At 60.1% G+C, this 25,923-nt stretch carries 25 protein-coding genes; 8 read left to right on the forward strand and 17 right to left on the reverse strand.

The features are described 5' to 3' along the window. Positions 1-207 precede the first annotated feature (207 nt). Positions 208-1,716, reverse strand: coding sequence for a transcriptional regulator GcsR (gene gcsR / locus HU742_RS05655; RefSeq protein WP_186635657.1), 1,509 nt, complete (start codon positions 1,714-1,716; stop codon positions 208-210). Between the two features lie 115 nt (positions 1,717-1,831). Then, positions 1,832-2,737, reverse strand: a complete 906-nt coding sequence (locus tag HU742_RS05660) for a LysR family transcriptional regulator (RefSeq protein ID WP_186635660.1) — start codon at positions 2,735-2,737, stop codon at positions 1,832-1,834. 113 nt (positions 2,738-2,850) lie between these two features. Between HU742_RS05660 and HU742_RS05665 the strand changes: the two genes are divergently transcribed. Next, positions 2,851-3,729, forward strand: coding sequence for an MBL fold metallo-hydrolase (locus HU742_RS05665; protein ID WP_186643637.1), 879 nt, complete (start codon positions 2,851-2,853; stop codon positions 3,727-3,729). A gap of 98 nt (positions 3,730-3,827) precedes the next feature. Continuing rightward, positions 3,828-4,442: an NAD(P)-dependent oxidoreductase gene (locus HU742_RS05670; RefSeq protein ID WP_186635666.1), complete on the forward strand. Its 615-nt coding sequence runs from the start codon at positions 3,828-3,830 to the stop codon at positions 4,440-4,442. Positions 4,443-4,451: 9 nt separating this feature from the next. Here HU742_RS05670 and HU742_RS05675 read toward each other — a convergent pair whose 3' ends face one another. The 11 genes from HU742_RS05675 to HU742_RS05725 all read right to left on the reverse strand — a co-directional run bounded on the left by HU742_RS05675 (position 4,452) and on the right by HU742_RS05725 (position 16,804). Further along, a complete protein-coding gene (locus tag HU742_RS05675; protein ID WP_186643782.1) occupies positions 4,452-4,781 on the reverse strand; it encodes a GlpM family protein in 330 nt (109 codons plus the stop codon). Between the two features lie 24 nt (positions 4,782-4,805). Then, positions 4,806-6,134, reverse strand: coding sequence for a two-component response regulator AauR (aauR, locus tag HU742_RS05680; RefSeq protein ID WP_186635669.1), 1,329 nt, complete (start codon positions 6,132-6,134; stop codon positions 4,806-4,808). Next, positions 6,131-8,032, reverse strand: a complete 1,902-nt coding sequence (gene aauS, locus HU742_RS05685; RefSeq protein ID WP_186643639.1) for a two-component sensor histidine kinase AauS — start codon at positions 8,030-8,032, stop codon at positions 6,131-6,133. The genes aauR and aauS overlap by 4 nt, the downstream gene beginning before the upstream one ends. A gap of 113 nt (positions 8,033-8,145) precedes the next feature. Further along, complete coding sequence (locus HU742_RS05690; RefSeq protein WP_186635675.1) at positions 8,146-8,880, reverse strand: amino acid ABC transporter ATP-binding protein; 735 nt, start codon at positions 8,878-8,880, stop codon at positions 8,146-8,148. Next, positions 8,877-9,548, reverse strand: a complete 672-nt coding sequence (locus HU742_RS05695; protein WP_186635678.1) for an amino acid ABC transporter permease — start codon at positions 9,546-9,548, stop codon at positions 8,877-8,879. Before HU742_RS05695 ends, HU742_RS05690 begins: the two co-directional genes overlap by 4 nt. Continuing rightward, positions 9,548-10,294, reverse strand: coding sequence for an amino acid ABC transporter permease (locus HU742_RS05700; protein WP_053124568.1), 747 nt, complete (start codon positions 10,292-10,294; stop codon positions 9,548-9,550). The genes HU742_RS05695 and HU742_RS05700 overlap by 1 nt, the downstream gene beginning before the upstream one ends. 188 nt (positions 10,295-10,482) lie before the next feature. Beyond that, positions 10,483-11,397, reverse strand: coding sequence for a glutamate/aspartate ABC transporter substrate-binding protein (locus tag HU742_RS05705; protein ID WP_186635681.1), 915 nt, complete (start codon positions 11,395-11,397; stop codon positions 10,483-10,485). Positions 11,398-11,747: 350 nt separating this feature from the next. Next, positions 11,748-13,286: a glycerol-3-phosphate dehydrogenase gene (glpD, locus tag HU742_RS05710; RefSeq protein WP_186643640.1), complete on the reverse strand. Its 1,539-nt coding sequence runs from the start codon at positions 13,284-13,286 to the stop codon at positions 11,748-11,750. 217 nt (positions 13,287-13,503) lie between these two features. After that, a complete protein-coding gene (locus HU742_RS05715; protein ID WP_003204973.1) occupies positions 13,504-14,259 on the reverse strand; it encodes a DeoR/GlpR family transcriptional regulator in 756 nt (251 codons plus the stop codon). 95 nt (positions 14,260-14,354) lie between these two features. Beyond that, positions 14,355-15,860 (reverse strand): glycerol kinase GlpK, encoded by a 1,506-nt coding sequence (glpK, locus tag HU742_RS05720; protein WP_186635688.1) that lies wholly within the window; start codon positions 15,858-15,860, stop codon positions 14,355-14,357. 92 nt (positions 15,861-15,952) lie between these two features. Further along, positions 15,953-16,804 (reverse strand): MIP/aquaporin family protein, encoded by an 852-nt coding sequence (locus HU742_RS05725; protein WP_186635691.1) that lies wholly within the window; start codon positions 16,802-16,804, stop codon positions 15,953-15,955. 286 nt (positions 16,805-17,090) lie between these two features. Between HU742_RS05725 and ybaK the strand changes: the two genes are divergently transcribed. Both ybaK and HU742_RS05735 read left to right on the forward strand, forming a co-directional pair. After that, positions 17,091-17,561, forward strand: a complete 471-nt coding sequence (gene ybaK, locus HU742_RS05730) for a Cys-tRNA(Pro) deacylase (protein ID WP_186611633.1) — start codon at positions 17,091-17,093, stop codon at positions 17,559-17,561. 151 nt (positions 17,562-17,712) lie between these two features. Beyond that, the gene (locus tag HU742_RS05735) at positions 17,713-18,495 is read left to right on the forward strand and encodes a PhzF family phenazine biosynthesis protein (protein ID WP_186635694.1); all 783 of its coding nucleotides are present in this window, start codon (positions 17,713-17,715) and stop codon (positions 18,493-18,495) included. Positions 18,496-18,542: 47 nt separating this feature from the next. Here HU742_RS05735 and HU742_RS05740 read toward each other — a convergent pair whose 3' ends face one another. Together HU742_RS05740 and argF are read right to left on the reverse strand one after the other, a co-directional pair. Continuing rightward, positions 18,543-19,652 carry an ABC transporter ATP-binding protein gene (locus tag HU742_RS05740; RefSeq protein WP_186643642.1) on the reverse strand — a complete coding sequence of 370 codons (1,110 nt, stop codon included), beginning with the start codon at positions 19,650-19,652 and terminating at the stop codon, positions 18,543-18,545. Further along, positions 19,649-20,569: an ornithine carbamoyltransferase gene (argF, locus tag HU742_RS05745; protein ID WP_186643643.1), complete on the reverse strand. Its 921-nt coding sequence runs from the start codon at positions 20,567-20,569 to the stop codon at positions 19,649-19,651. The genes HU742_RS05740 and argF overlap by 4 nt, the downstream gene beginning before the upstream one ends. Positions 20,570-20,970: 401 nt before the next feature. On the opposite strand from argF, the gene plzR reads away from it, so the two are divergent. The 3 genes from plzR (at position 20,971) to grxD (ending at position 23,931) form a co-directional block, all read left to right on the forward strand. Then, positions 20,971-21,258 (forward strand): PlzR type 4 pili assembly inhibitor, encoded by a 288-nt coding sequence (gene plzR, locus HU742_RS05750; protein WP_186635701.1) that lies wholly within the window; start codon positions 20,971-20,973, stop codon positions 21,256-21,258. Between the two features lie 123 nt (positions 21,259-21,381). Further along, on the forward strand, positions 21,382-23,490 hold the full coding sequence (locus tag HU742_RS05755; RefSeq protein ID WP_186643645.1) for a molybdopterin oxidoreductase family protein: 2,109 nt from the start codon (positions 21,382-21,384) through the stop codon (positions 23,488-23,490). A gap of 99 nt (positions 23,491-23,589) precedes the next feature. Further along, a complete protein-coding gene (grxD, locus tag HU742_RS05760) occupies positions 23,590-23,931 on the forward strand; it encodes a Grx4 family monothiol glutaredoxin (protein ID WP_186643646.1) in 342 nt (113 codons plus the stop codon). Positions 23,932-24,027: 96 nt separating this feature from the next. Here grxD and bfr read toward each other — a convergent pair whose 3' ends face one another. Both bfr and HU742_RS05770 read right to left on the reverse strand, forming a co-directional pair. Continuing rightward, on the reverse strand, positions 24,028-24,501 hold the full coding sequence (gene bfr / locus HU742_RS05765) for a bacterioferritin (protein WP_186635709.1): 474 nt from the start codon (positions 24,499-24,501) through the stop codon (positions 24,028-24,030). 199 nt (positions 24,502-24,700) lie between these two features. Continuing rightward, the gene (locus HU742_RS05770; protein ID WP_003178704.1) at positions 24,701-24,919 is read right to left on the reverse strand and encodes a bacterioferritin-associated ferredoxin; all 219 of its coding nucleotides are present in this window, start codon (positions 24,917-24,919) and stop codon (positions 24,701-24,703) included. A 304-nt stretch (positions 24,920-25,223) separates the two neighbouring features. Between HU742_RS05770 and HU742_RS05775 the strand changes: the two genes are divergently transcribed. Continuing rightward, positions 25,224-25,826, forward strand: coding sequence for a peroxiredoxin (locus HU742_RS05775; RefSeq protein ID WP_003204949.1), 603 nt, complete (start codon positions 25,224-25,226; stop codon positions 25,824-25,826). Positions 25,827-25,923: the final 97 nt, after the last annotated feature.

The following is a 25,923-nucleotide window of genomic DNA, read 5'->3' on the forward strand; positions in this document are numbered from 1 at the left end:
TTATTTTTCAGTCTCTTAAGTAGGTTTTTAAAAGCGAGATGCTTTTGAACTGTAGCGAAATCGCTACAGTATCCAGGCAGGAAAAAATCACCATGGGATCAAAGCCTTACCCAGCGCAGCTCAGCGCCGAGTGTAGCGATATCGTTCCGCTGTAGCGCTTTCAGTACGGTCGAGGTCGTTTTTGACGTGCTTCCGAGCGCAACCCGGCTAAGGCTTGCCGGAGATCCCATACTTGCGCAGCCGATGGGCGATCGCGGTGTGCGAGGTTTGCAGGCGGCTGGCGAGTTGGCGGGTGGAGGGATAATTGGTGTACAGCGATTCGAGCAATTGCTTTTCGAACGCTTCGACGGCCTGCTCCAGGCTTTCGACTTCCACATCGCCCTGACGCGCCACGCTGGTGCCGGCGATGTCCAGGTCGCCGATGTCCACCAGGCTGCTTTCGCAGATAGCGGCGGCGCGGAAGATCACGTTCTGCAGTTGCCGCACGTTGCCCGGCCAGCGATTGCCCAGCAGCGCCGGATAGGTACCAGGGGCCAGGCGGCAGACCGGACGCTGGATCTGCGCACAGGCCTGCTGCATGAAATACCGCGCCAGCAGCAGGATGTCCTGGCCGCGCTCGCGCAGTGGCGGGACTTCGACGTTGAGCACGTTCAGGCGGTAGAACAGGTCTTCGCGAAACGAGCCTTCGCTGACCATTTTCTCCAGGTTGCGGTGGGTGGCGCTGAGGATCCGCACGTTGACCTTGATCTCCCGGTCGCCGCCCACCCGGCGGAAGCTGCCGTCGTTCAGGAACCGCAGGAGCTTGGCTTGCAGGTAGGGCGACATCTCGCCGATTTCATCGAGGAATACCGTGCCCTGGTTCGCCAGCTCCATCAGCCCCGGCTTGCCGCCGCGTTGTGCGCCGGTGAAGGCGCCGGGGGCATAGCCGAACAGTTCGCTCTCGGCCAGGTTTTCCGGTAGTGCCGCACAGTTGAGGGCCAGGAATGGCGCGCCGTGACGGGCGCTGATGGCGTGACAGGCGCGGGCTACCAGCTCCTTGCCGGTGCCGGTTTCACCTTGGATCAGCAGCGGCGCATCGAGGGCCGCGACCCGCTGGGCCCGGGCCTTGAGGGTGCGGATCGCCGGGGATTCGCCTAACAGCGCGTCGAAGCCTTCGGCGTGGTCATGATGCAAGGCCGACAGGCGTTCACCGATGCGATTGGGCTGATACAACGTCAGCAGCGCGCCAGCGTCGGTGATGGGCGTGGCGTCCAGCAGCAGCGTCTGGCCGTTGAGGGTGATTTCCCGCAGCGGCAGGCGAAAACCGTTCTCCAACAGGGCATCCAGCAACGCCGCATCGCCGAACAGCTCGGCCACGCTTTCCCCGGCCGGCTCACGGCCGTAGAGGGCGATCAGCGCCGGGTTGGCGAGTAACACCTTGCCAGCGCTGTCCAGCGCCAGGACAGGGTCGGTCATCGCCGCGAGCAACGCATCGAGTTGCAAGTGCCGGCGTTGGCCCGGCAGGATGTCCACCACGGTTACCGCCTGCACGCCACGCACGCTGAACAATGCCTCGCGCAATTCATCCAGCACTTGCGGGCTGAGGGTCGGGGCGTCGATGTAGACGTTGGGTGGCACCATCTCCACGGCATCCAGATTGAGATTGCGACCGCCGAGCAAGGCCAGGACTTCCTGGGTGATGCCGACGCGGTCGATGAAACTGACGTGGATACGCATGGGGCGGCTTTGGGTTCTGGAATACGATGGGTGGCAAGTATGCCTTGGGGCGGGCTATTGGTGAAATCCCGGGGACACCGTTGCGAGCGCAGCAAATCCTTATGCCCGAGGGACGTTAGAGCCCCGCATCCCATTCAGGCGTTTCGGGAAATCTCTGCACCAGGAAATCCAGCAAGCTGCGCAGCGCCGATGGCATGTGCTTGCGCGACGCGTATACCGCGTACATGTTCATCCGGCGAGGTTCAGCGTGGGCCAGCAGGCGTTCCAGTTCACCGTTCTGGATGTGGGGACCGGCCTGATAGCTGGGCAGCATCGCCACGCCGGCGCCCGCGATCGTCGCCTGTAGCAGGGTGCTGGCTTCGTTGGCGCTGATGTTGCCTTGGACCGGCACCGACACGGGCTCGCCGTCCTGTTCGAAATGCCAGAGGCTTTTGCCGACGTAGGAGTGGGTCAGGCAATTGTGCCGGCTCAAATCCTCCACGCGTTGCGGCGTCGGATGCTCGCGCAGGTAGCGGGGCGAAGCGCAGATTACCGAACGGCACACCGTGAGGCGGCGGGCGATCAGGTTCGGGTCGAGGTCGTTGCTCATGCGGATCGCCAGGTCGATGCGTTCATCCACCAGGTTCACCGTGCGGTCGAGCATCTGCAGGTCGACGCTCACGCCTGGGTAGCGCCGGACAAAGTCGGCCATGGCGGATGCCAACTGGGCCTGGCCGAACGAGGGGCTGGCGGTGATGCGCAGCAGGCCCCGTGGCGCGTCTTGCGGCGTGCTCACGGCGGCGTGCATGTCGCTGGACAGCTCGAGCATCTGCCGGCAACGCGGCAGGATCTCGCTGCCGGCGGCCGTCAGGCTCAGCTTGCGGGTGGTGCGGTGCATCAGCCGCGCGCCAACCCAATCCTCCAGCTCCGCCAGATACCGCGACACCACTGGCCGTGAAAGGTCCAGGTGCTCGGCCGCCGCGGACTGGCTACCCAGGTCCACCACGGTGACAAACACCCGCATTGCTTGTAGACGATCCATGATTTGCCCGCTTTCAGAAACAAACTGTGTCCCAGCATGGCATTTTTTGTAACGACTCTGGCAACTAAGCTCTGTTTCATTCCCTTGCGGGCCTTTGGACGATGGAGCACTTCATGACCGGATTCACCCCTATCAAGCGCTGGCTGCTGGCAACCGCCGCCCTGGCTTTCACGGCCCAGGCCTGGGCCGCCGACTTGACGCTCGACGTCTACAACCCCGGCGCGGCGGCGATTTTTCCGGTGACGTCAGTGTTGGTCAGTGGTGAAAAAGAAGCCATTCTCGTCGACGCCCAGTTCGGCAAATCCCAGGCTGAGCAAGTCGTCGAGAAGATTCGCGCCAGTGGCAAGCAACTGACCACGATCTACATCAGCCATGGCGATCCAGACTACTATTTTGGCTTGGAAACCCTCACCGCCGCGTTCCCTGAGGCCAAGGTGCTGGCGTCGGCGCCGACCGTCGATCACATCAAGCACACCATGGACGGCAAGCTGAAATATTGGGCACCGATCCTGAAGACCGATGCCCCAACCAAAGCCATCGTGCCTCAGGTGCTCCAGGGCGACAGCCTGACGTTGGAAGGCAAGCGCTTGCAGATTATCGGCCTGAAGGGCCCACAGCCGGAGCGTAGTTTTGTGTGGATTCCCTCGATCAAGGCTGTGGTGGGCGGCGTCGTGGTAGCCGAGAACATTCATGTGTGGATGGCCGATACCCAGACGCCGCAGTCTCACAAGGATTGGCTGGCCACGCTGGGTAACATCGAAAAGCTGCAACCGGCCACCGTGGTTCCCGGCCATTACCTGGGTGAAAGCGCCCGCTCCCTGGCGCCGGTGACGTTCACCGCTGGCTACATCAAGGCCTTCGACGAAGAGACCGCCAAGGCCAAGGATTCCGCCGCACTGATCCGCGCCATGAAACTACGCTATCCGGACCTGGGTGAAGACAGCTCCCTGGAGCTCAGTGCCAAGGTGGCGAAGGGCGAGATGAAGTGGTGACCACCGATCTGTAACTCGAGCGCTGTTGTGGCGAGGGGATAAATCCCCTCGCCACAAGAGCATGTATTTCTGACATTGCTAATTCATTGGAGAATCACATGAGCAAAATCGCAATCATCGGCGCCACCGGGCGTGCGGGTAGCCAACTGTTGGAAGAGGCTCTGCGCCGTGGTCACAGCGTGACGGCCATTGCCCGCAACACCGCGAAAATCGGTGATCGGGCCGGGGTGGTCAGCAAGCAGCTGGATGTACTGGACAGCGAGGCGTTGACTGCGGCCATCGCCGGCCACGACGTGGTAATCAGTGCCGTGCACTTTGCCACCGTGCCGGCCGACAAGGTCATCGCGCCAGTGAAGGCCGCCGGGGTCAAGCGCTTGCTGGTGGTCGGCGGGGCCGGTTCGTTGCTGCTGCCGGATAACAGCCGGGTGATCGACAGTAAGGAATTTCCAGAGGAGTACCTGCCTGAGGCCACGGCCGGCGCCTTGTTCCTGGACGTGCTGCGCAATGAGCAGGACTTGGACTGGACCTTTTTGTCGCCTTCGGCGGAGTTCGTCGAAACCGAGCGCACCGGCCAGTTCCGAGTGGGCAAGGACCACCTGCTGTTCGATAACACCGGACGCAGTTGGATCAGCTTTGCCGACTACGCCATTGCGATGATCGATGAAGTGGAAACACCGCAGTTTTCGCGGACGCGGTTCACCGTCGGTTATTGATCACAGCGTTCAACCGTGAAGCCGTACCCAGACGCTGACCAGCACCGTCGCCGTCATTAGCCAGGCGACGGTGGCTACGGCCAATGAGGCTTCGAGGCGCATGCGGTCGACCATCACGTACAGGGTTACGAGATAGACGAAGTACGGAATGATTGACCACATGCCAAACACGATGGTGGTCTTCAGGTCCTCCGCCGAGCGGCCCTTGCCGACGATGTAGTGGGCGATCAGGGCAAAGGTCGGAAACAGCGGCACCAACCCGGCGATGTAATAGTTCTTGGTCTTGGCGAGCATCGCCAGGATCACCACCACGGCTGCGCCGAGCGCCGCCTTGAAAATCAGGTCCACAGGTCTACGTCCCCGTCAGTGGCTCAAGCCATATTTTTTGACTTTGTCGAACAGCGTGGTCTTGGCCATGCCCAGTTCCTGGCTGGCCTGGGTCAGGTTGCCGCCGCTGCGTTGCAACGCGTCCATCAGCAGATTGCGCTCGAAGGCTTCCACTGCTTCGGCGAAGGCCAGGCCATGGCTGCCACTGCTGGCGCCGGACTTCTTGAACGCCGGCAGGCCCAAGGCGTAACGTTCGGCGACGTTGCGCAGTTCACGCACGTTGCCCGGCCAGTCGTGGCTCATCAGGTTCGACAGGGTCTGGTTGTCCAGCTCCGGCACGGTGCGGTCAAAGCGCAGGGACGACTGCTGGAGGAAATGCTCGAACAGTTGCAGGATGTCTTCGCGCCGCTCGCGCAGCGGCGGCAGTTCCAGGGTCACCACGTTGAGGCGGTAATACAGGTCGCTGCGGAACTGTCCGGACCGGCCCATTTCGTCGAGGTCGGACTTGGTGGCGGCGATCACCCGGCAATCCACCGCCACGCTTTGATTCGAACCCAGACGTTCCAGGGTGCGTTCCTGCAACACGCGCAGCAGCTTGATCTGCAAGGGCAGGGGCATGCTTTCCACTTCATCGAGAAACAGCGTGCCGCCGTCGGCGTGCTCGATCTTGCCGATCCGGCGTTTGCCAGCTCCGGTGAAGGCATTGGCCTCGTGGCCGAAAATTTCGCTTTCGAACAGGTTCTCCGGCAGCCCCCCGCAGTTCAGCGCGACGAACTGCTTGTCGTGGCGCCGACTGAAGTCATGCAGGCAGCGGGCGACCAGTTCCTTGCCGGTGCCGGTTTCGCCTTCGATCAGCACATTGGCCGAAGTGTCGGCGACGTTGGCGATCAGTGCGCGCAGATGCTGCATGGCCGGCGAACGACCGATGATCCGGCCTTCCAGCGAATCGCGTTCGGCCAGTTGCCGACGCAGCGATGACACCTCCCGGGCCAGGCTGCGCTGCTCCAGGGCGCGGCGGGCGACATCGACCAGGCGCTCGGGAGAGAACGGTTTTTCCATGAAGTCATAGGCGCCTTTCTGCATGGCGCCGACGGCCATGGAAATGTCGCCGTGACCGGTGATCAACACCACCGGCAGGCTGCGGTCGCGCGCCTTGAGGCGAGTGAGCAGCTCCAGGCCATCGATGCCCGGCAGGCGGATGTCGCTGATGACGATGCCGGCGAAGTTATCGTCGACCCGCTCCAGGGCTTCCTCGGCGCTGCCCACGCCGATGCAGGGAATGTCTTCCAGGGTCAAGGCTTGCTGGCAGCCCAACAGGACATGGGGGTCGTCTTCGACGATCAATACGCTCAGGTCGTTGTTCATAGCGGCTCGGCAGGTGAAAGGCTTACCAACGGTAAACTGAGGACAAACGTGGTGCCACCGTCCTCCGGATGCTCGACGCCCAGGTGCCCGCCAGCGGCGGCGCTCAGGCTCGCCGACAGCGTCAGGCCAAGGCCCAGGCCCTGTTCGCCGGGTTTGGTGGTGAAGAACGGTTCGAACAGGTGCTTGCGCGCTTGCGGGTCGATGCCATGACCGTTATCGCGCACCCGCAGGCGGTATTTGCCATCGCTGGTTTCGCCGACAAGCCACAGTTTCGGCTCGGGTTGGACCTGCATCGCGTCCAGTGCATTGCCGATCAGGTTGACCAGGATCTGCTCCAGGCGAGTCTGGTCGATTTGTACTTGGACGTCTTCGAAAGCCGAGTGAACCTGGATGCCGAGTTTCTCCAGGCGCCCGCCGAGCAATTGCAGCGCCGCCTCGACGGCCTTGCCCAGGCTGGCCCGGCCCTTGTCGTCGCCGCGCCGGGCAAAGGCGCGCAGGCTGGCGGTGATCCGGCCCATGCGGTCGATCAGTTCATTGATGGTCTTGAGGTTGGTGCTGGCGATGTCCAGCTGGCCGCGCTCCAGGAAGCGCACGGTATTGCCCGACAGGGTACGCAGGGCGGCCAGCGGCTGGTTGAGTTCATGGGCGATGCTGGTGGACATCTGGCCGATGGCCGCCAGTTTACCGGCCTGTACCAGTTCATCCTGGGCGCGGCGCAAGGTCTCTTCGGCCTGCCGTCGCTCGCGTATCTGGCCCTTGAGCCGTTCGTTGCTGGCGCGAAGGTCAGTGGTGCGTTCGGTAATCCGACGTTCGAGTTGGTTGTTGGCCTCTTGCAACGCTTCGCGGGCCGCGAGGCGAGTGGCGATCACCTTGCGCCGCTCGTTCCAGGCGATCAACAGGAAGGCCACCAGGGCAAACGCCACGGCCACCAGGATGCCTTGGTTGATCGCTTGGCGACGCAAGTCTTCAAGCGGCGTGAGCAGGGTGAAATTCCACGGTGTGTCGCTCAACGGGCGGGTCTGTGACAGGTAGCTGATGGCCTGCTGTTCGGCGGCGATTTCGGTATTGGCGGGGAAGGTCAGTTTTTCCATGCCTTCGCCCAGCCGCTCCCGCGCCAAGGGGATCAGCTCATTCAACGGGAACCAGTAATATTGCAGGCTGCGGGCCAGGCGCTCCTTGGTTTCATCGCTCAGCGGGCGTACGGACTTGAGCCGTCGCGCCGGGTCGCTGGAGAGGATGATGATGCCGTTCTCGTCGCTGACGAAGGCCTCCAGGCGTGCCCGCTGCCAGCGCTCCTCCATGGCTTCGAGGCGTACCTTGACCACGGCCACACCGATGATCTTGCCTTGTTGTTCCAAGCCATGGGCGAGGTAATAACCGGGTTCGCCGTTGGTGCTGCCGATGCCGTAGAACCGCCCCGGCTGGCCGCGTACGGCATTCTGGAAGTAGGCGCGGAAGGACAGGTCTTCACCCAGGTAACTGTCGACATCGCGCCAGTTGCTGGTGGCCATCACCCGGCCGGTGGTATCCATGACGTAGATGGCCCGGCTGCGGCTACGCCGGTTCAGGCCTTCAAGATAATCGTTGACGGTCTTGCGGTGTTCGGGTGTCGGGTCGTCGAGCAGTTGCGCGACGCTCGATTCAAGCTCCAGCAGGCTGGGCAAGTAGGTGTATTTGCTGATTTCGCTTTCCACCGCACGGGCATGCAGTTCCAGCTGGCGCTCGCCGTTCTCGGCCAGGCCGCGAATGCCATAGTGCTCGCTGATCCAGAAGCCGAGGTAACCCAGGCCGATCATCAGGGCAATGATCAGCGGCGGCAGGAACAGATGGCGGATCAGGCGGGGTTTCACGGCGAGTGATGGCGGCGCGGCGCGATAGAAGGTGGGGTCGCATTTCATCACAGAAGCCTTGGGTCAACCAGTGTGGCGGCGGTCGTCCTTCAAACGCGCCCTTGTGGTGAGGGATCCAGCTCCCTCACCACAAGGGCAAGCGTGTCTAAGGAAGGCGACGCTTAGTGTTGCAGGATTTTCTCAAGGAAATGCTGGGCGCGTTCGGAGCGGGCGCTGATGTCGCCGAAAAACTCTTCTTTCGGGCAGTCTTCGATGATCTGGCCTTGGTCCATGAAGATCACCCGGTTCGCCACTTTGCGGGCGAAGCCCATTTCATGGGTCACGCACATCATGGTCATGCCTTCGTGGGCCAGTTGCACCATCACGTCGAGCACTTCGTTGACCATTTCCGGGTCAAGGGCCGAGGTGGGTTCGTCGAACAGCATGACCACCGGGTCCATCGCCAGGGCACGGGCGATCGCCACGCGCTGCTGCTGGCCACCGGAGAGTTGGCCAGGGTGCTTGTGGGCGTGGGCCGAGAGACCGACGCGCTCAAGCAATTGCAGGCCTTTCTTGGTGGCTTCTTCCTTGCTGCGGCCCAGCACCTTGATCTGCGCGATGGTCAGGTTCTCGGTGATGGTCAGGTGCGGGAACAGTTCGAAATGCTGGAACACCATGCCCACGCGCGAACGCAGTTTCGGCAGGTTGGTCTTCGGGTCGGCGATGGATGTGCCATCGACCACGACGTCGCCTTTCTGGAACGGCTCCAGCGCGTTCACGCACTTGATCAGCGTGGACTTGCCCGAACCCGACGGCCCGCACACCACCACCACTTCACCTTTGCTGACCTCGGTGCTGCAATTGGTCAGTACCTGGAAGTCCCCATACCACTTGTTGATATTTTTGATAGAGATCATACGGCGAACCTTTTTTGCAGACGCTTGACCAGCAGCGAGGCGGCAAAGCTGATTGTGAAGTACACGAGACCTGCGATGATCAGGAACTCATTGGAGCGGCCGATGATGTCGCCATTGGCCCGCGAAGCATTGAGGAAGTCCACCAGGCCGACCGTGTAGACCAACGAGGTGTCCTGAAACAGGATGATGCTCTGTTGCAGCAGCAGCGGGGTCATCTTGCGAAACGCCTGGGGCAGGATGATCAAACGCATGACCTGGCCATAGTTCATGCCCAGCGCCTGTGCCGCACCCATCTGGCCCTTGGGGATCGACTGTACGCCGGCCCGGACGATTTCGCAGAAGTACGCCGCCTCGAACATCATGAACGCCACGACGCAGGAGCCGAACGCACCGATCGGCGTGTCCTCGCCGGTGATCCAGCGCAGCACGAACGGCACCGCCAGGTAGAACCAGGTGATGACCAGCAGCAACGGGATCGAGCGGAAATAATTGACGTAGGCGCCGGCGATATTGGAAATCAGCTTGTTGTGGGACAGGCGCATCAGCGCCAGGATCGTCCCCAGGATGATCCCGCCGACGACGCCCAGGACCATCAGCTTGAGGGTCATCACCATGCCGTTCCACAAGCCGGGAATGGCCGGGATGATGCCTGTGAAGTCGAATTCCATTATTTACCCCCCACGGAGATCAGGCCGGGCACCGCGACTTTCTTCTCGACCATGCGCATGAGCAGCATCAGGCTCATGTTCAAGGTGAAGTAGATCAGCGTCGCCAGGGTAAAGGCTTCGAACAGGTTGGCGGAAAACTCAGCGGTCTGCTTGGTCTGCGCGAGCAGCTCCATCAGGCCGATCAGCGAGGCCACGGAGGAGTTCTTGAAGACGTTGAGGAATTCCGAGGTAAGCGGCGGAATGATGATCCGGTAGGCCTGGGGCAGCAGCACGTTCCAGTAGATCTGCGGCAGCTTGAAGCCCATGGCGCGTGCGGCGGATTCCTGGCCGCGTGGCAGCGCCTGGATACCGGTGCGCACCTGTTCGCAAACCCGCGCGGCGGTGAACAGGCCCAGGCAGACGACAACGCTCAGGTAGGCCGAGGTGGTCGGGTTCAGGTCCTGTTTGTACCATTCCTGCATGTCCGCGGGCAGCAGGTCCGGCACCAGGAAGTACCAGATGAACAGCTGAACCAGCAGCGGCACGTTACGAAAGAGCTCCACGTAGCAAGTCGCGATGCCCGACACCAGCCGGTTCGGCACGGTGCGCATCACGCCCAGGATCGAGCCCAGCAGCAGGGCAATGATCCAGGCGACGACGGCGATGGCGATGGTCCAGCCCAGGCCGGCCACGTACCAGTCGAGATAGATCTCGCTGCCCACGCCGGTGGACTTGAAGAACACACCCCAGTCCCAGTTGTAATTCATTAGGGTCTCCCCTCAGATCGATCGATGTACAAATATCTGCAGGGGGAAGTCCTTTCCCGCCTAATCTTGACGATCAGGCACACACCGACGGCTCGACCTCACCGTTCGAGTGTTTCCATTATTGCCAGCAGGGAATGACACTCTCCTGGAAGAGCCGGGCCCTTCCAGGAGATAAGGTTAGTCAGAAATCAGGATTTCTTTTCGTCAGCCGCTTTGTCGGTCGGGGTGGCGATCAGTTTCTTGAGTTCTTCGCTCATCGGGAAGTTCAGGTTCAGGCCTTTTGGCGGGATGGGCTGCATGAACCATTTTTCGTAGATCTTGTTGATCTCACCCGAAGCGTAGGTGGCCTTGATGGCATCATCCACGGCCTTTTTGAACGGCTCATCGCCCTTGCGCATCATGCAGCCATAGATTTCATAGGACTGTGGCGTACCGGTCACGGCCCAATCATCGGCTTTCTTGGCTTTGGCGGCTTCACCGGCCAGCAGGGCGTCGTCCATCATGAACGCGACGGCGCGGCCCGATTCCAGCATCTGGAAGGATTCGCCGTGGTCCTTGGCGGAGATGACGTTCATGCCCATCTGTTTGTCGGCGTTCATGGCCTTGAGCAGTCGCTCGGAGGTGGTGCCGGCGGTGGTCACGACGTTCTTGCCCTTGAGGTCGTCGAAATCCTTGTATTTGGAATCTTTCTTGGACAACAGCTTGGTGCCGATCTCGAAGATACCAACGGAGAAAGCGACTTGTTGCTGGCGCTCAACGTTGTTGGTGGTGGAGCCACATTCCAGGTCCACGGTGCCGTTCTGCACCAGGGGAATACGGGTTTGCGAGGTGACCAGGTTGTACTTGACCTGCAGGTTCGGCACGTCCAGCTCTTTTTTCAGCGCTTCGACGACTTTCAGTTGGATGTCGTGGGAATAGCCGACCGGCTTGCCGGAAGCGTCCGCAATATAGGAGAACGGGATGGAGGCGTCGCGGTGGCCGAGCGTAACGACGCCGGACTCTTTGATCTTTTTCAGCGTGCCGGTCAGTTCGGCTGCGAAAACCGGAGTGCTGATCAGAGCGGCAGCAACGGCTGCGCCCAGGAGATGGGGAACGATGCGCATCGATGTTTCCTCGACATTGTTTTTTTTATTCGGCCGGTTCAACCGGCCCTGAGTGCTTCGAATGCCTGGCAGCTCCTGTTGTGTTGGCGTACAGGCGTTCGTCTCCACGAGTGTAGAGCATGACTCGTGCCAGGCCAGCGCTATATGATTAACTGATTGTTTTATAAGGAAATTAATGTTTTGTGTCAGCTTTTCGGTTGGTTATTTATCCGGTTTGCCGAATTGACCGTCGGGTTGCGTTCGGAAAACCGAATGCGCCGCCTAGGCCGTGTGCTCGGGGAAAGGGCGTCAGGCAGCAAAAAGCCCCCGAATCTTTCGATCCGGAGGCTTTCATTTAGCCGGCGGTGATTTCAGGCCGCTTCGATCTTGCGTCGGTTGTGCTCGACCTTGTCCAGGTACTGTTGCAGTTTCTCTTGCTCCGAGGCGCTGGTGAACAGGCCCAGCTTGCTGCGACGCCAGAGAATGTCCTGGGCATCGACGGCCCATTCGTCGCTGCACAGATAGTCGACTTCCCGGGTGTAGAGTCCTGCGCCGATGTGCTCGCCCAGGTCGCCGAGGCTGTGCACCCCTTCAAGCATCCGCCAGGTACGGCTGCCATAAGTGGTGGCCCAGCGGCGGGCGATATCGGTCGGCAGCCAGTCGAATTTGTCTCGAATGGCCGAGCACAACGCCTGCGGCGTGGTCATGTTTTCGCCGCCGGGCAAGGTTTCCAGGGCGGTCCAGCTTGGGCGCATCTGTGTGAAATAGGGAGCCAGCTGCGCCATGGCCGATTCGGCCAGCTTGCGATAGGTGGTCAGCTTGCCGCCGAACACTGACAGCAATGGAGCTTCTTCGCCGCCGCCGGAGAGCGCGAGGGTGTAGTCCCGGGTCACGGCGGATGGGTTATCGGATTCGTCGTTGCATAGCGGGCGAACGCCCGAATAGCTGTGCAGGATCTCGTCACGGCTGATCTGCTTCTTGAAGTGCGCGTTGACCACCTTCAGCAGGTAATCGGTTTCGCCCTCGGTAATCGCCACTGAAGCTGGGTCGCCGGTGTATTCGCGATCGGTGGTGCCGATCAGGGTGAACTGGTTCAGGTACGGAATGGTGAACACGATGCGCTGGTCTTCGTTTTGAAGAATGTGCGCATGCTCGCCTTCGTAGAGCTTCGGAACAATCAGGTGGCTGCCCTGGATCAGGCGGATGCCGTAGGGCGATTCCAGCTTCAGGTCATCGCGAATGAACTTGGCGACCCACGGCCCGGCGGCGTTGACCAGCGCCTTGGCATGGATGGAAAACAGACTGCCATCGGTGCGTTCCAGGTTCAGTTGCCACAGGCCCTTGCTGCGGCGAGCACTCACGCAGCGGGTGCGGGTGTGGATATGCGCGCCTTTTTCACGGGCCGCCATGGCGTTGAGCACCACCAGTCGTGCGTCATCTACCCAGCAATCGGAGTACTCGAAGCCTTTGGTGATTTCGCTTTTCAATGCGCTGTCGGCGCCGAACTTCAGGCTCTTGGAACCGGCCAGTTGCTCGCGTTTGCCCAAGTGATCGTAAAGAAACAGGCCGGCGCGAATCATCCAGGCAGGACGCAGGTGCGGCCGATGGGGCAGCACGAAACGCATTTGCTTGACGATGTGCGGGGCTTTGGTCAGCAGCACTTCGCGCTCGGCCAGCGCTTCACGCACCAGGCGGAATTCGTAATGTTCGAGATAGCGCAGACCGCCGTGGATCAACTTGCTGCTGGCCGAAGAGGTATGGCTGGCGAGGTCGTCCTTTTCACAAAGGAACACCGAAAGGCCGCGCCCGGCAGCGTCCGCGGCAATCCCCACGCCGTTGATACCGCCACCGATGACGGCGACATCATAGATCTCTGCGAGAGGGGGCGTAGGCAAGGTAGAAGTGGGCATCGGCTGGCCTCGGACTCTTTTCGTAATATTTGAATTCGAACATAAATGTTCATTTGCGAAAATACTAGCCCATAAGCGCAGCAACAGCCAGTCGAATTCGATTGAAAATACTGATCGAACGACGCTGAAGGAAAATTTTCGAACATGGAGGCAGGCGCAATTGCCTGGGCAAATTTAGTGAGGAGGGAATAAATCTCTCCTCACAAGGGGAGGGCAGTCAGACCACTTCCAACCGAATCTTGTGCTGGCTCAGCAATTGCGCCAGGGCCGGCACTGGCTGTTGGTCGGTCACCAGGCAGTCGATCAGGCTGATCGGGCCCAGGCGGACCATGGCGTTGCGCCCGAACTTGCTGGAATCGGCCGCCAGCAAGACCTGTCGCGCATTAGCGATGATGGCTTGGGAAACCCGCACTTCCTGATAATCGAAATCCAGCAGGCTGCCGTCTTCGTCGATCCCGCTGATACCCACCAGGGCGAAGTCCACCTTGAACTGGTTGATGAAGTCGACGCTGGCCTGGCCTACCACGCCGCCATCACGGCGTACGTTGCCCCCGGCAATCAGGACTTCGAAGTCATCCTTGGCGCTGAGGATCGACGCCACGTGCAGGTTGTTGGTGATGACTTTCAGATGGTTGTGATTGAGCAGTGCCCGCGCAATCGACTCGGTGGTGGTGCCGATATTGATGAACAGCGAGGCGTGATCGGGAATCTGGGCGGCGATGGCTTCGGCAATGCGTTGCTTTTCGTCGCGCATCTGGTCGGCGCGCATGGCGTAGGCAGTGTTTTCCACGCTCGAATCATAGGCGGCGCCGCCGTGGTAGCGGCGCAGCAGGTTCACTTCCGCCAATTGATTGATGTCGCGGCGGATGGTTTGCGGGGTGACGACGAAGAGCTGCGCCATTTCCTCGATGCTGACATAGCCGCGTTCGCGGACCAGTTCGAGGATTTGCTGCTGGCGGGGAGGCAGATTCATGGGGCTTCCTTTGGGCTGCCGTACAAAATTTGCCCATGATGCCGCAGGAATCCATTCCCGACCAGTTTCAGATCCTCATCGTTCCCGGCTTCGGCTTACTCGGCGTCTTCGTGTGGCTCCCAATCGCGGGTGCGGCTGACGGCTTTTTTCCAGCCGGCGTAGAGTTTTTCCTTGGCCTGTTCATCCAACTGCGGCTCGAACTCGCGCTCGATGACTGCTTTGCCGCGCAACTCTTCCAGGCTGCCCCAGAAGCCGCATGCCAAACCGGCCAGGTACGCTGCGCCCAGTGCGGTGGTCTCGCGCATTTTCGGGCGTTCGACCAAGGTGCCGAGAATGTCCGCCTGAAACTGCATGAGGAAGTTGTTGGCCACCGCGCCGCCGTCCACACGAAGGGACTTGAGGCGTTCGCCGGCATCCTGCTGCATGGCATCGAGCACGTCGCGGGTCTGATAGGCGATTGATTCCAACGTCGCGCGGATGATGTGATCGACCCGTACGCCACGGGTCAGGCCGAACAGTGCGCCGCGGGCGTAAGGGTCCCAGTACGGCGCGCCCAGGCCCGTGAACGCCGGCACCAGGTACACACCGTTGCTGTCCTTGACCTTGTTGGCGAAGTATTCGGTATCGAGGGCGTCGTTGACGATCTTGAGTTCATCGCGCAACCACTGGACCGTGGAGCCGCCATTGAACACCGCGCCCTCCAGGGCGTATGCCACTTCGCCGCGTGGGCCGCAGGCGATGGTGGTGAGCATGCCATGGTTGGACTTGACGGCTTTGTCGCCGGTATTCATCAACAGGAAGCAGCCGGTGCCGTAGGTATTCTTCGCCTGGCCCGGTTCCACGCACATCTGGCCGAAGAGGGCGGCTTGCTGGTCGCCGGCGATACCGCCGATGGCAATGCCGCTTTTGGTGCGGCCGTAGATTTCCGAGGAAGATTTCACTTCCGGCAACATCTCGCGAGGGATGTCGAGGATGTCGAGCATCTTCGCGTCCCATTCCAGCGAGTGAATGTTGAACAGCATGGTGCGCGAGGCGTTGGTGTAGTCGGTGACGTGGACCTTGCCGCCAGTGAATTTCCAGATAAGCCAGCTGTCCACGGTGCCAAATAGCAATTCACCGTTGCGCGCGCGTTCGCGGCTGCCTTCGACGTGGTCGAGGATCCACTTGAGCTTGGTCCCGGAGAAATACGGATCGGTGACCAGGCCAGTGGCTTCGCTGATGTACTGCTCGTGGCCGTCGCGCTTGAGTTGCTGGCAGATCTCGGTGCTGCGTCGGCATTGCCAGACGACGGCGTTGTAGATCGGACGCCCGGTGGACTTGTCCCAGACCACGGTGGTCTCGCGCTGGTTGGTAATGCCGATGGCGGCAACCTGGTCGTGGTGCAGCCCGGCATGGGCCAAGGCCTCTACCATGACCGCGCTCTGGGTGGCGAAGATTTCCATCGGATCATGTTCGACCCAGCCTGGCTGCGGATAATGCTGGACGAATTCGCGTTGGGCTGTGCAGACCACGTTGGCGTCACGGTCGAAAATAATCGCCCGCGAGCTGGTCGTGCCTTGGTCTAGGGCAATGATGTAGTTTTTATTCTCAATATCGGTCATGTCGATTGCCTCGGGTCTTTCATAAAGGGAGACGTAGATAAGGAAAGAAGCCACGGCGCAGGCCGGAATGGCAGGAGCCTGCGCCGACTGTTTCAGGATGTTCTGGGCTTGCCGTCAATGGTCGGCTCTGCATCCTTTGTAGCAGCCACGGCGCCGGGCAGGTGACGGGCAATCAGCCCGCGGTAGGCGGCAGCACCCAGGCAAGCTCCCGCAATCGGTGCGAAAATAGGCACCAGAAAGTACGGGATGTCGCGTCCCCCGGTAAGGGAAATTTCACCCCAGCCAGCGAAAAATGTCATCAGTTTTGGACCGAAGTCCCGCGCCGGGTTCATCGCGAAGCCTGTCAGTGGCCCCATCGAACTGCCAATCACGGCGATCAGCAGGCCGATCAGCAGTGGAGCCAGTGGGCCGCGAGGCAGGCCATTATTGTCATCGGTAAGGGACATGATCACACCCATCAGGATGGCGGTGATGATCGTTTCCACCAGGAAGGCCTGGCCGGTAGACAGTGCTGGGTGCGGGTAGGTGGAGAATACCGACGCCAGTTCGAGGCTGGCTTCGGTGCCGCGAATCATCTGGCGAGACTGTTCGAAATCGAAGAACAGATTGCTGTACAGCGTATAGACCAAGAGCGCACCGCAGAAGGCGCCGCCGACTTGGCAGATGATGTAGAAGGGCAGTTTGCGTTTTTCGAAGTCAGTAAAAATGCACAGCGCGATGCTGACGGCGGGGTTCAAGTGGGCGCCGGAAATACCTGCGCTGAGATAGATCGCCATGCTGACGCCGACGCCCCAGATGATGCTGATTTCCCATAAGCCGAAACTCGCACCCGCGACCTTGAGCGCTGCAACGCAACCAGTACCGAAAAAAATCAACAGGGCCGTACCGAGAAACTCGGCCAGGCATTGGCTGGAAAGGGAGGGTTGTTGTAAAGCAGTCGTCATTCAAACCTCGGTTCTTTTTGTTGTCCTGCGCGTCGGATACAACTCGTCAGCGCGTTTTCACCGAGGGCTGGATCCCCATCCTGCGCTCGGGCTGTTGCTTGAGACACGTGTTTCTGCTTTCAGTTTCGAAAAAATATAGACAAGAAACGCCACTGTCAAAGGTCGAAAGTGAACCGTCAGTCACTTTACGATTATTCGTGGCGTGAATGACCGCCGCAAAGCCTTTTAGCCGCTGATCGCATAGAATTCCTGACAGTCCTTTTTTTGTTTTCTGTCAGGAGTGGCCATGACCCCCGCGTTGGATCTGCTTAAGAAAGTGCGCGCCGAACATCGCATCCACAGCTACGAACATGATCCCAAGGCGGCGTCCTATGGGCTGGAGGCTGCTGAAAAGCTCGGATTGGAGCCGGCGCGGGTGTTCAAGACCTTGTTGGCTGCCAGCGAGAAGGGCGAGTTGCTGGTGGCGGTGGTGCCCGTGGCTGGAAGCCTGGACCTGAAAGCGCTGGCCCACGCGGCGGGGGTGAAAAAAGTCGAGATGGCCGATCCAGCCGCCGCTCAACGCTCGACGGGTTATCTGCTTGGCGGTATCAGTCCGCTGGGGCAGAAGAAGCGTCTTCGCACGTTTATCGACAATTCTGCGCAGCCTCTCGCCAGTATGTTTGTCAGTGCGGGTAGGCGTGGTTTGGAAGTTGAATTGGCGCCTTCGGTATTGAAGGAACATACCGGGGCGGCATTCGCCGACATAGGGCGTCCCTGAATCCCTTGCCACGATAATCTGAGGCTTCAAGCTTTATCGGGTGTCAAAACTTCATCCTGCGCTGTAGGGCAAAAATTGTGCTCATCTGTCACTGGATAAGTGGTGTCGGTGCGGCTCATGCTCGCGCATCTATAAAAAAAGGAGAAGTGCCATGCAGCTCGCGTTTCATCAGGTCGATGCGTTCAGTGACCGACCGTTTGGCGGTAACCCGGCGATGGTCTATCGGCTCGATGCCTGGCTCGCCGACGATTTGATGCAGAAGATCGCGGCCGAACATAACTTGGCTGAAACCGCTTTCCTGGTGCGTGAAAACCAGCAATGGCACATTCGATGGTTTACTCCCACCACGGAAGTCCCGCTCTGTGGACATGCGACATTGGCCAGCGCTTTCGTATTGTTCGAGGTCTATCACGAAACCGCGCAGCAGCTGGATTTTATCTGCAAGTCTGGAGCGCTGAGCGTCAGCCGCGAAGGTGACCGGCTGTGGTTGGATTTCCCTGCGATAGTGCCGGCTGAATTGGGCGCTTCCCTGGCCGTCCAGAATGCCTTGGGGGTCGAGGCGGTGGACGTGCTGAGCTCCAACGAGCTGTTCGTGGTGTTGGAGTCGGAGCAAGCCGTGCTCGACTGCAAGCCTGATATGGCCGCTTTGGCAAAGCTGCCGTGGCCGGGCGCTATCGTGACGGCGCCGGGAAGCAAGCACGATTTCGTCTCGCGCTATTTTGCCCCGGCGATCGGCATTAATGAGGATCCGGTCACCGGGTCAACCCATTGCAGCTTGATTCCATACTGGTCCAAACGCCTGAACAAGCACGGTCTTACGGCGTATCAGTGTTCAGCCAGGGGTGGGGCATTGTTTTGTCGGTTGGAGGGAGAGCGGGTGAAGATCGGCGGGCATGCGACGCTGGTGGCGAGCGGGACGCTGTCCCTGGGTTGACCTGTGGCGAGGGAGCTTGCTCCTTCGCCACAAAGCCTCCCGAAGCATTAGCTGGCCGCGCTGTGTCGTCGCACGCCACTTTCCACCGGCGGCAGATGTGCCGCTGTGCTGCCCGAGGCCTGGAACAATACCAAGTGCTCGGCCGCCACTCGGATACCCACGGTCGCCCCGACCTGATGATCGGCATGGCTCGGGAAAATCGATTCCAGTTGCGCGCCTGTCGGCAATTGCAGGCGATACAAGGTAGAAGCACCGAGGAACGTCTTGCCGACGATAGTGGCTGTCAGCTGGCTGTCTGGCGCATAGACGATATCGTCCGGGCGCAGCAGCACATCCACGGCGCCGCCGATCGGCCAGGTGTAGGCTCGGTTGCCGCGCAGCACGCCCAGTTCGGTTTGCACCGATTCCGGGCTGTCGAGTCGGCCGCGAATGAAATAACCCTGGCCAATGAAACTGGCGACGTAAGGCGTCAGCGGTTCGTGATACAGGTTGTAAGGTGTATCCCACTGCTCCAGTCGACCTTCCCGGAACACACCGACATGATCGCTCACCGCAAAGGCCTCTTCCTGGTCATGGGTCACCAGGATCGCGCTGGTGCCGCGAGCCTTGAGAATGTCGCGCACCTCATGGCTGAGCTTGCGCCGCAGCTCGCCATCGAGGTTGGAAAACGGCTCGTCGAGCAACAACAGTTGCGGCTCGGGCGCCAACGCCCGGGCAAGCGCCACGCGTTGTTGCTGGCCCCCAGAAAGCTCATGGGGAAAGCGCTGGCCCAGGTTCTTCAAGTTGACCAATTCCAGCAGCTCTTCGACCACGCGATCCTTTTGAGGATGTTTGCGAATGCCGAAGGCGATGTTCTCGGCGACGCTCAAGTGCGGGAACAGCGCATAGTCCTGGAACACCATGCCGATACGGCGCTTCTCCGGGGCGAGGGTAAAGCCCGCGCGGGAAATGGTTTCCCCGGCCAGCTGGATCTCACCTTCATGCACGGGCTCGAAACCGGCGATGGCCCGCAAGGTCGTGGTCTTGCCGCACCCGGACGAGCCGAGCAGGCAGCCGATATCGCCGGCATTGAGGTGCAGGTTGAGGTTCTGCACGACCCGTTGGTCCTGATAGCCGCAAGCCAAGTTGTGCAAATTCAGTAACAAGGAATGGCTCATGCGTGGTGGTACGCCGGCTCGACGAGAAATTCGAGCAGGGCCTTCTGTGCGTGGAGACGATTCTCGGCCTGGTCCCAGGCCACGGAGCGTGGATCATCCAGCAGGTCGAGGCTGATCTCTTCGCCACGATGGGCCGGCAGGCAATGCATGAACAGCACGTCGTCGTCCGCCAGGTCGAGCAGGGCGCGATTGACTTGGAAAGGCGCGAACAGCTTCAGGCGCTTGGCGGTTTCTTCTTCCTGGCCCATGGACGTCCAGACGTCGGTGCTTACCAGGTGCGCGCCGGTGACCGCTTGTTTCGGGTCGCGAACGAGGGTCACGCGGTCACCGGCCCGGGCGACGAATTGCGGATTGGGTTCGTAGCCTTCAGGGCAGGCGATGCGCAGCTGGAAATCGAATTGGATCGCCGCTTCTATATAGCTGTTGCACATGTTATTGCCGTCACCGATCCATGCCACGGTCTTGCCCTGGATCGAGCCCCGGTGTTCAAGGAACGTCTGCATGTCGGCCAGGAGCTGGCAGGGATGCAGGTCATCGGACAGGCCATTGATCACCGGCACGCGGGAATGGGCTGCGAATTGGGTCAGGGTGCTGTGGGCAAAGGTCCGGATCATCACCGCATCGAGCATGCTCGACATGACGATGGCGCAATCGCTGATGGGCTCGCCGCGGCCGAGCTGGGTGTCGCGGGGCGACAGGAAAATCGCCTGGCCGCCGAGCTGGATCATGCCGGCTTCGAACGAAATGCGCGTGCGCGTGGAGGCTTTCTCGAAGATCATCCCCAGTACACGGTTGTTCAAGGGCTCGAACAGTACGCCGCGCTTACGCAGGTCCTTGAGCTCCACGCCTCGACGGATGACGCCGAGCAACTCATCGGGCGTGAAATCCATCAAGGAGAGAAAGTGCCTTGCGCTCATGATTGACTACCTTTTGTTACTGACCGCAGATGCTCAAAGCCTTGTTTAATGGAAAAACGGGCGAGACCTGCGGCAAAAGCCGCACGGGGCGACGAAATTAGGGGGAAGGCGCGATATTGACATTAAATGTCGCGTCTTACCAATAGGGCTACGGTTAAAGGGGATTTCAGCGAGGTCATGGCAGGACTGCAATGACGTATTTAAAGCCGGTTTCCTGACAGCAGCAGCCCATTTGTACACTGGCGCCGCGGCGCTTGGCAAACAAGCCGGACGGGCGTGGGACGATAAACGCTCGGTTTTCGGCTGGCGTGCCTGGATTTCCAGTGTCCATTGTCGGATGTGAGATTTCCTAAACCAAGGGCCTGGGTTATAAATGAACCCCTATATGCAGGAGCCCCGAAATGGATTCGAAAGAGCGACAACTGATGGAATTGCTGGGGCTGACGGCGCGCTCCCTGACGCACCTGACCGCTTCGGTGACGTCCATGTCATTCGAGTTGTTGCGCAGCGACGACGAAGTGACCAAGGCCGCGGGTCGTCGGATGATTGATCGCATGGCCACTATCAGCAGCGGACTTGACGAGCATTGGCGCTTGATTGGCGAATTGACGGGCGTACCCATTTCCCATGAGGAAGTGGAGACCATCGAGGAAATCCAGTTGCTGGCGCCGCCTCCCGAGCAGCCCTGAAATCGGCTGGCCTGATGCCCGCCGATTCACAGGACGAACGTCGCTGGCGCGGTAGGGGATCACGGGCCATAGTTTTGTTCCCGCGGCCGAAAGCGGCCGCTACGAATAAAACAGAGACTGGCCATGACCAAGACTCTTCATCACCGTGCGTGCCATCTGTGTGAGGCCATCTGTGGCCTGACGCTCGAAACCACCGAAACTGAAGGCCAGGGCCTGGCGATAACCTCGATCAAAGGTGATCCGCTGGACAGTTTCAGCCGTGGGCACATCTGCCCAAAGGCAGTCGCGCTGCAGGATATCCAGAACGATCCGGACCGGTTGCGCCAGCCCATGCGGCGGATGGGCAGCGAATGGCAACCCATCGCCTGGGAGGATGCGTTCGCGTTGGTGGCCGAACGCCTGGCAAGCATCCAGGAACGCCACGGTCAGAACGCGGTGGGCGTTTATCAGGGCAACCCCAGCGTGCATAACTATGGGCTGATGACCCACAGCAACTATTTCCTCGGTCTGCTGAAAACCCGTAGCCGCTTCTCGGCGACCTCGGTGGATCAACTGCCCCATCACCTGACCAGCCACTTGATGTACGGCCACGGCCTCTTATTGCCAATTCCGGACATTGACCACACCGACTTCATGCTGATCCTGGGGGGCAATCCCCTGGCCTCCAATGGCAGCATCATGACCGTGCCGGACGTGGAGAAGCGCCTCAAGGCGATCCAGGCCCGGGGCGGCAAGGTGGTGGTCGTTGATCCACGGCGCAGCGAGACCGCGGCCATTGCCGACCAGCATGTCTTCGTACGCCCCGGTGGTGATGCTGCGTTGCTGTTTGGCTTGCTCAACACGCTCTTCAGCGAAGGCCTGGCTCGTGACGGTCATTTGCCGGTGGATGGCCTCGAAGAGGTGCGCCAGGTCGTTGCAAGCTTTACCGCGGAGGCAATGAGCCCGCTTTGTGCGATTCCGGCGGCGCAGATCCGTCAACTGGCCCGTGATTTCGCTGCCGCGCCGTCAGCGGTGTGCTACGGGCGGATGGGCGTGTCGACCCAGGCTTTCGGCACGCTGTGCCACTGGCTGATCCAGCTGATCAATCTGGTGACCGGCAATCTGGACCGAGTGGGCGGGGCGCTGTGCACCGAGCCGGCGGTGGATCTGGTGGCGACCACCTCGGGCGGGCACTTCAATCGCTGGCAAAGTCGGGTTTCCGGGCGTCCCGAATACGCAGGCGAGCTGCCGGTGTCGGCCCTCGCCGAAGAAATGCTCACCGAGGGCGAAGGGCAGATCCGTGCGCTGGTCACCGTGGCGGGTAATCCGGTGCTGTCCACGCCCAACGGACGGCAGCTGGAGCAGGCGCTGGATGGCCTTGAGTTCATGGTCAGTATCGATCTGTACATCAACGAGACCACTCGCTATGCCGACCTGATCCTGCCGTCGACCTCAGCCCTGGAAAACGATCACTACGACACCACATTCAATCTGTTCGCGGTGCGCAACGTCAGCCGTTTCAACCGGGCGATCCTGCCCAAGCCTGAGGGGGCGCTGCATGACTGGGAAATCTTCGTCGGCCTGGCCAAAGCCTTTGCGGCCCGGACCGGCAAGGAACTCAAGCCGACCATGCCGCCGGCACAGATGATCGATTTCGGCCTGCGGGCAGGTGCGTATGGGGATGCATCGCCGCACAAGCTGTCTCTGGCGACCCTGTTTGATCATCCTCACGGCATTGACCTCGGTGCGCTCAAACCCAATCTCAGCGCAAGGCTGAAAACTGAAAATGGTCGGGTGCAGGCCGCGCCCGCGGTGATCCTCGCCGACCTGGCGCGCTTCGCCGCGTTGCGAGCGCCGGCGGTGGATGAGCTGCTGATGATTGGCCGTCGCCATGTGCGCAGCAACAATTCGTGGATGCATAACTTTCATCGGCTGGTGAAAGGCAAGCCGCGGCATCAGTTGCTGATGCATCCCGATGACCTGGCGAGCCGGGGTCTTGTCGATGGGCAGCGGGTCAAGGTCAGTTCGCGAGTAGGGTTGATCGAAGTGGAGGTGCAGGGCAGCCTGGACATGATGAAAGGCGTGGTCAGTCTTCCTCATGGCTGGGGCCATGCCCGTCCGGGTGTGCAGATGACCATTGCTAGCGCGCAGCCGGGTTCCAGTGCCAATGACTTGACCGATGAATGCCAACTCGATGAATTGTCCGGCAACGCGGCGCTTAACGGGGTTCCGGTGAAGGTGGCGGCTGCGTAGAATTGTCTCTGGGGCGGACCGAGCAGGGAGCTCGGCTTTCCGTTACAATGCGCCACCGTGTCGACATCTGAAGTCGCAAAGTTTAAGCCGAGGTGCTCCGTGGATATCATCGAAACGATCAAAGACCAGATTGCCAACAACACCATCCTGCTCTACATGAAAGGCTCGCCGAATGCGCCTCAGTGCGGCTTCTCGGCCAAGGCTGCCCAGGCGGTGATGGCGTGTGGCGAGAAGTTTGCCTACGTGGACATCCTGCAGAACCCGGAAATCCGCGCCAACCTGCCCAAGTACGCCAACTGGCCAACCTTCCCACAATTGTGGGTTGGCGGTGAACTGGTCGGCGGCAGCGACATCATGACCGAGATGGCGGCTGACGGTTCGTTGCAGTCCACGATCAAGGCTGCTGTAGAAGCGGCAGCGGCGAACAAGACCGAAGCTTGATCCACAGGATTTAAGTGAGCCTGGAAATCCAGGCAACAAAAAGCCCCGCTCCTCGAAAGAGGGCGGGGCTTTTTTGTGGCGTGCTTTCGGCGAAGCTTATTCTTCGCCCATCTGCGATTGCAGGTAGTTCTCAAGACCGATCTTGTCGATCAGGCCCAACTGGGTTTCCAGCCAGTCGATGTGTTCTTCTTCGGATTCGAGAATGTCCTCGAGCAGTTCGCGGCTGCCGAAGTCGCCGACGGTTTCGCAATGGGCGATGGCGGCTTTCAGGTCGGCGTGGCCGGTGCGTTCGATGCGCAGGTCGCACTCAAGCATTTCGCGGGTGTGTTCACCGATGTGCAGCTTGCCCAAGTCCTGGACGTTCGGCAGGCCTTCGAGGAACAGGATGCGCTTGATCAGCTTGTCCGCGTGTTTCATCTCGTCGATGGATTCGTGGTACTCGTGCTTGCCCAGCTTGTTCAGGCCCCAATCTTCATACATGCGTGCGTGCAGGAAGTATTGATTGATCGCGACCAGCTCATTGGCGAGGATCTTGTTGAGATGCTGGATGACTGTGATGTCGCCTTTCATGGTGAGGGCCTGCCCTGTAATAGCTGTGTATAAGGCAGAGTTTGAGCCGCGCATTTGCGAGTGTCAAACCTAAGTTATTGAATAATAAATGAAAATTAATCGGAATAAGAATGTTTGTGTTCCGCGTCTGGAAGCTAAGCAATTGATTTACAGGCATAAAAAAACCGGACATTGAGTCCGGTTCTTCAAAAAGCTGGATTTATGCGGCAGTAAATTCTACCGGATAAGGGATCGAGGCCTGGGCGGTCTGCACTTTGGCGAGGGTTTCACGCACCACTTCCTTGGCAAGGCAGGCGCATTTACCGCATTGGCTGGCTACGCCGGTGGCCTGGCGGACTTCGCGGTAGCTGCAGCAACCTTCATAGATCGCTTCGCGGATTTGTCCGTCGGTGACGCCGGTGCAGAGGCATACATACATAAGTGAGAACCGTCGCTGGTTGTGACTCAATTGAGACGGATCTTAATGTTAACGAGAATGATTGTCAAAGTGGTTTCTAAACCTCTTTGGTCACAATGGCCCCAGGCTGACGAACGGTTTGGTGTTGACACGCCGTTAAGTGCCACGGATTTTCGAGGTGACTGAAAAACCGTTGAGGACAGTCCAAATGCGCGGTGTATGATGGTCGGTCCTTGCAAAGCGGGTTCGTGTCACAGGGCTGTCGCCTGAGGGTGGCAGGCTGGCACGAACTCTGTTTTCACGTTACTACACCAGGAGATATCCAATGAGCGTACTCGTAGGCAAACAAGCCCCGGACTTCACCGTTCCTGCCGTCCTCGGCAACGGCGAAATCGTCGACAGCTTCACCCTGTCCTCGGCCATCAAAGGCAAATACGGCCTGGTGTTTTTCTACCCGCTGGACTTCACCTTCGTCTGCCCATCCGAGCTGATCGCACTGGATCACCGCATGGACGATTTCAAGGCGCGCAACGTTGAAGTGGTCGCTGTTTCGATTGACTCGCACTTCACCCACAACGCCTGGCGCAACACCCCGATCAACAATGGCGGGATCGGCCAAGTGAAGTACACCATGGCTGCCGACATGAAGCACGAAATCGCCAAGGCCTACGACGTTGAGTCGGAAGGCGGCGTGGCCTTCCGTGGCGCGTTCCTGATCGATGACAAAGGCGTGGTTCGTTCGCAGATCATCAACGATCTGCCGCTGGGCCGTAACATGGAAGAGCTGATCCGTCTGGTCGACGCCCTGCAATTCCACGAAGAACACGGCGAAGTCTGCCCAGCCAACTGGAAAAAAGGCGACAAGGGCATGACCGCGTCCCCTGAAGGCGTAGCCGCCTATCTGGGCGAGCACAGCGACAAGCTGTAAGCGCACGCGGCATAAAAAAACCGGCCCTTGATGGGCCGGTTTTTTTATGGGCGGCTGAATACGTACTGTGGCGAGGGGATTTATCCCCGTTGGACTG

It is taken from the genome of Pseudomonas marvdashtae, assembly GCF_014268655.2.
Classification (GTDB): Bacteria; Pseudomonadota; Gammaproteobacteria; order Pseudomonadales; family Pseudomonadaceae; genus Aquipseudomonas; species Aquipseudomonas marvdashtae.

What these genes read in the sequence shown, in the direction of transcription:
- HU742_RS05770 (WP_003178704.1), bottom strand. Translation starts at nt 24,919, where the DNA reads ATGTATGTATGCCTCTGCACCGGCGTCACCGACGGACAAATCCGCGAA.
- glpD (WP_186643640.1), bottom strand. Translation starts at nt 13,286, where the DNA reads ATGCCCACTTCTACCTTGCCTACGCCCCCTCTCGCAGAGATCTATGAT.
- HU742_RS05665 (WP_186643637.1), top strand. Translation starts at nt 2,851, where the DNA reads ATGACCGGATTCACCCCTATCAAGCGCTGGCTGCTGGCAACCGCCGCC.
- HU742_RS05740 (WP_186643642.1), bottom strand. Translation starts at nt 19,652, where the DNA reads ATGAGCCATTCCTTGTTACTGAATTTGCACAACTTGGCTTGCGGCTAT.
- HU742_RS05700 (WP_053124568.1), bottom strand. Translation starts at nt 10,294, where the DNA reads ATGAATTACAACTGGGACTGGGGTGTGTTCTTCAAGTCCACCGGCGTG.
- HU742_RS05725 (WP_186635691.1), bottom strand. Translation starts at nt 16,804, where the DNA reads ATGACGACTGCTTTACAACAACCCTCCCTTTCCAGCCAATGCCTGGCC.
- HU742_RS05660 (WP_186635660.1), bottom strand. Translation starts at nt 2,737, where the DNA reads ATGGATCGTCTACAAGCAATGCGGGTGTTTGTCACCGTGGTGGACCTG.
- HU742_RS05670 (WP_186635666.1), top strand. Translation starts at nt 3,828, where the DNA reads ATGAGCAAAATCGCAATCATCGGCGCCACCGGGCGTGCGGGTAGCCAA.
- plzR (WP_186635701.1), top strand. Translation starts at nt 20,971, where the DNA reads ATGGATTCGAAAGAGCGACAACTGATGGAATTGCTGGGGCTGACGGCG.
- ybaK (WP_186611633.1), top strand. Translation starts at nt 17,091, where the DNA reads ATGACCCCCGCGTTGGATCTGCTTAAGAAAGTGCGCGCCGAACATCGC.
- aauS (WP_186643639.1), bottom strand. Translation starts at nt 8,032, where the DNA reads ATGAAATGCGACCCCACCTTCTATCGCGCCGCGCCGCCATCACTCGCC.
- HU742_RS05715 (WP_003204973.1), bottom strand. Translation starts at nt 14,259, where the DNA reads ATGAATCTGCCTCCCCGCCAGCAGCAAATCCTCGAACTGGTCCGCGAA.
- aauR (WP_186635669.1), bottom strand. Translation starts at nt 6,134, where the DNA reads ATGAACAACGACCTGAGCGTATTGATCGTCGAAGACGACCCCCATGTC.
- argF (WP_186643643.1), bottom strand. Translation starts at nt 20,569, where the DNA reads ATGAGCGCAAGGCACTTTCTCTCCTTGATGGATTTCACGCCCGATGAG.
- gcsR (WP_186635657.1), bottom strand. Translation starts at nt 1,716, where the DNA reads ATGCGTATCCACGTCAGTTTCATCGACCGCGTCGGCATCACCCAGGAA.
- HU742_RS05735 (WP_186635694.1), top strand. Translation starts at nt 17,713, where the DNA reads ATGCAGCTCGCGTTTCATCAGGTCGATGCGTTCAGTGACCGACCGTTT.
- HU742_RS05690 (WP_186635675.1), bottom strand. Translation starts at nt 8,880, where the DNA reads ATGATCTCTATCAAAAATATCAACAAGTGGTATGGGGACTTCCAGGTA.
- HU742_RS05705 (WP_186635681.1), bottom strand. Translation starts at nt 11,397, where the DNA reads ATGCGCATCGTTCCCCATCTCCTGGGCGCAGCCGTTGCTGCCGCTCTG.
- HU742_RS05775 (WP_003204949.1), top strand. Translation starts at nt 25,224, where the DNA reads ATGAGCGTACTCGTAGGCAAACAAGCCCCGGACTTCACCGTTCCTGCC.
- HU742_RS05755 (WP_186643645.1), top strand. Translation starts at nt 21,382, where the DNA reads ATGACCAAGACTCTTCATCACCGTGCGTGCCATCTGTGTGAGGCCATC.
- HU742_RS05695 (WP_186635678.1), bottom strand. Translation starts at nt 9,548, where the DNA reads ATGGAATTCGACTTCACAGGCATCATCCCGGCCATTCCCGGCTTGTGG.
- glpK (WP_186635688.1), bottom strand. Translation starts at nt 15,860, where the DNA reads ATGACCGATATTGAGAATAAAAACTACATCATTGCCCTAGACCAAGGC.
- bfr (WP_186635709.1), bottom strand. Translation starts at nt 24,501, where the DNA reads ATGAAAGGCGACATCACAGTCATCCAGCATCTCAACAAGATCCTCGCC.